Here is a 2413-nt window from a genome sequence, read left to right on the forward strand (position 1 = left end):
CCGCATGGTCGGGCGCTCCTGCTACATCGTCGACGACGACCTGTTGATCGGTCTGCGCTGGATCGTCGAGGACGTCGCGGGTGACGGCGATCCCCTGCACAACCTCGCCCACGCCTACGTCGAGAGCTCCAGCTACAGCCCGGTCCAGCACGACAACCGCAAACCCAAAGAGAAGATGCTGCTCGAGCGCATCGAGCGATCGCGGGCCGAAGCCGCGATCATCGGCGCCGCCAAGATGTGCGAGCCCGGGCTCGAGGAACAGGTCGCCTACATTCAGGCCCTCGACGAGAAGCGTCTGCCCTACTTCGTCAACGAGTTCGAAGAGAACATGACCAGTTTCAATCAACTGGAGCTGCAGGTCGAGACCTTCGTCGAAAACCTGCTCTTCGGGTGAGCTGGGAGGATCACGATGGTCGAGAACGCTCAGAGCTCCGCCGGCATTCCCGCAGCTGACGCCCTCCTGGGTCGTGCCAACCAGAACGGAGCCGATCTCTTCCGCGACTGGTTCGAATCGCTCGACGCCACCGCCAGGCGCGGCGAAAGGGCTGCCTACGTCTTCGTCATGGGCAGCCTCAACGAGGTGCTCAAAACCTTCGACATGCCGGTCGTATTCCCCGAGATCAACTCTCTTCAAACCGCCGTCCGGCGGGTCGCCCACGAGTATCTCGACGAAGCCGAGGACTACGGCTACTCGCCCGACATCTGCGGCTACGTCAAGGCCGACGTCGCGGTCCAGCTGCGCGGCGGGGAGCATCCGATGGGCCGCATTCCCAAGCCCATGCTCGCGGTCTATACCAATGCCTGCAACACCTACATCAAGTGGGCGGAGATCTGGGAGCGGATGTACCGCATCCCGATCTTCACCCTCGACGTGCCCGGCAACCGCATGGCGCACGGCCACAGCCGCCCCGGCGAGCGCCGCTTCGAAATCGACCGGCGCTATGTCGAGGCCCAGATCCGCGAGCTGATCGCGCTGTGCGAGGAGCTCACCGGCAGCAAGCTCGACGTCGACAAGCTGCGCCAGAACCTGGCATGGGCCAACGAGATGAGCAGCGGTTGGGCTCGCGTGTTGGAGCTCAACCGCAGCCATCCTTCGGTTTTCAACGCTCTGACCGACGGCACCATCTACCTGGGGGTCGCCAACGGGCTCCGCGCCACCGCGGCGGGAGCCCGATACTTCGCCGAGCTGGTCGAGGAAATGGAGTACAAGGCGGCCCACGGCATCGGCACCCTGAGCGAGGAGAAGCATCGCCTGTTCTTCGTCGGCGTACCCTGTTACCCGATCTTCCGGCGCTTCAACGAGCTCTTCACCGAGTGGGGGGGAGCTTTTGTCAATTCCACCTACCTGTGGTTCGCCTCGGGCGGCACCAACCGCGGATTCCAATACGACCTCGCACGGCCGATCGAGAGCCTCGCGGAGGGCTTCCTGCTGAGTGTGCGCGACGCGATGGACAGCATGTTCCACCAACACGCGGTGGTGCGCGACATGATCGACGAATTCGGGATCGACGGCGTGGTCTTCCACCCGATCAAGAGCTGCCGCACGGTGTCCACCGGGCTCGCGGACAGCCGCCGGGCCCTGATGGAGGAATGTGGAATCCCGAGCCTGTTCATCGAATCGGACATGATGGACCGGCGGGTGGTCTCAGAAGCACAGATCAAGAACCGGGTGGACGCCTTCTTCGAAGGGCTGATCAGCCGTGAACAGCAATCGACGGCCGGCGAGGAGGTGACCTGATGGCGCATGCAGCCGGCGTCGACGTCGGATCGACGCAGACCAAGGCGGTGATCATCGACGAACGGAGGATCGTGGTCGGCCGCTCCCTGACCGATACCGGCGCCAACGTCCTCCAGGCGGCCGAAAATGCCTACGCCGTGGCTCTCGAAGCCAGCGGCGTCGAGGAGCGTCAGGTCGAGTGGATCATCGGCACCGGCTACGGCCGCTACCGGGTGACCTTCGGCAACGCCCAGGTCACCGAGATCAGCTGCCATGGGCGGGGTGCGGCGCACCTCTTCCCGGGAACCCGAACGGTGGTCGACATGGGAGGTCAGGACACCAAGGCGATTCGGGTCAACGACAACGGCGAGATCCTCGACTTCTGCATGAACGACAAATGCGCCGCCGGCACCGGCAGGTTCCTGGGTGCCGCCGCGGCCGCCCTCGACATCCCGCTCGACGAGCTCGGACCGACCGCGCTCGAGTCGGAAAGACCGGTGCGGATCAGCACCACCTGCACGGTCTTTGCCGAATCGGAGGTTCTTTCCTGGCTCGGCAAAGGCAAGAAGATCGAGGACATTCTCTGGGGGGTCCACACCTCGATCGCGGCCCGCTCGGCCGGCCTGCTGCGGCGGGTCGGAATCGAGGACGAGCTGACCTTCACCGGCGGTGTCTCGCGCAATCCGGGGATGGTCC

General features: G+C 64.6%; 3 protein-coding genes. All 3 read left to right on the forward strand.

Annotated elements, in window-relative coordinates; translation table 11 throughout:
* Positions 1-394: hypothetical protein (locus GY769_07550; GenBank protein ID MCP4201772.1), on the forward strand; the 394-nt coding region annotated here is incomplete at its 5' end.
* Between the two features lie 15 nt (positions 395-409).
* Positions 410-1738, forward strand: coding sequence for a hypothetical protein (locus GY769_07555; GenBank protein MCP4201773.1), 1329 nt, complete (start codon positions 410-412; stop codon positions 1736-1738).
* Positions 1738-2413 (forward strand): hypothetical protein (locus GY769_07560; GenBank protein ID MCP4201774.1); only part of this gene is annotated, 676 nt, incomplete at its 3' end. The genes GY769_07555 and GY769_07560, both read left to right, overlap by 1 nt.

Source organism: bacterium (assembly GCA_024224155.1).
In the GTDB taxonomy this organism is placed as follows: Bacteria; Acidobacteriota; Thermoanaerobaculia; order Multivoradales; family JAHEKO01; genus CALZIK01.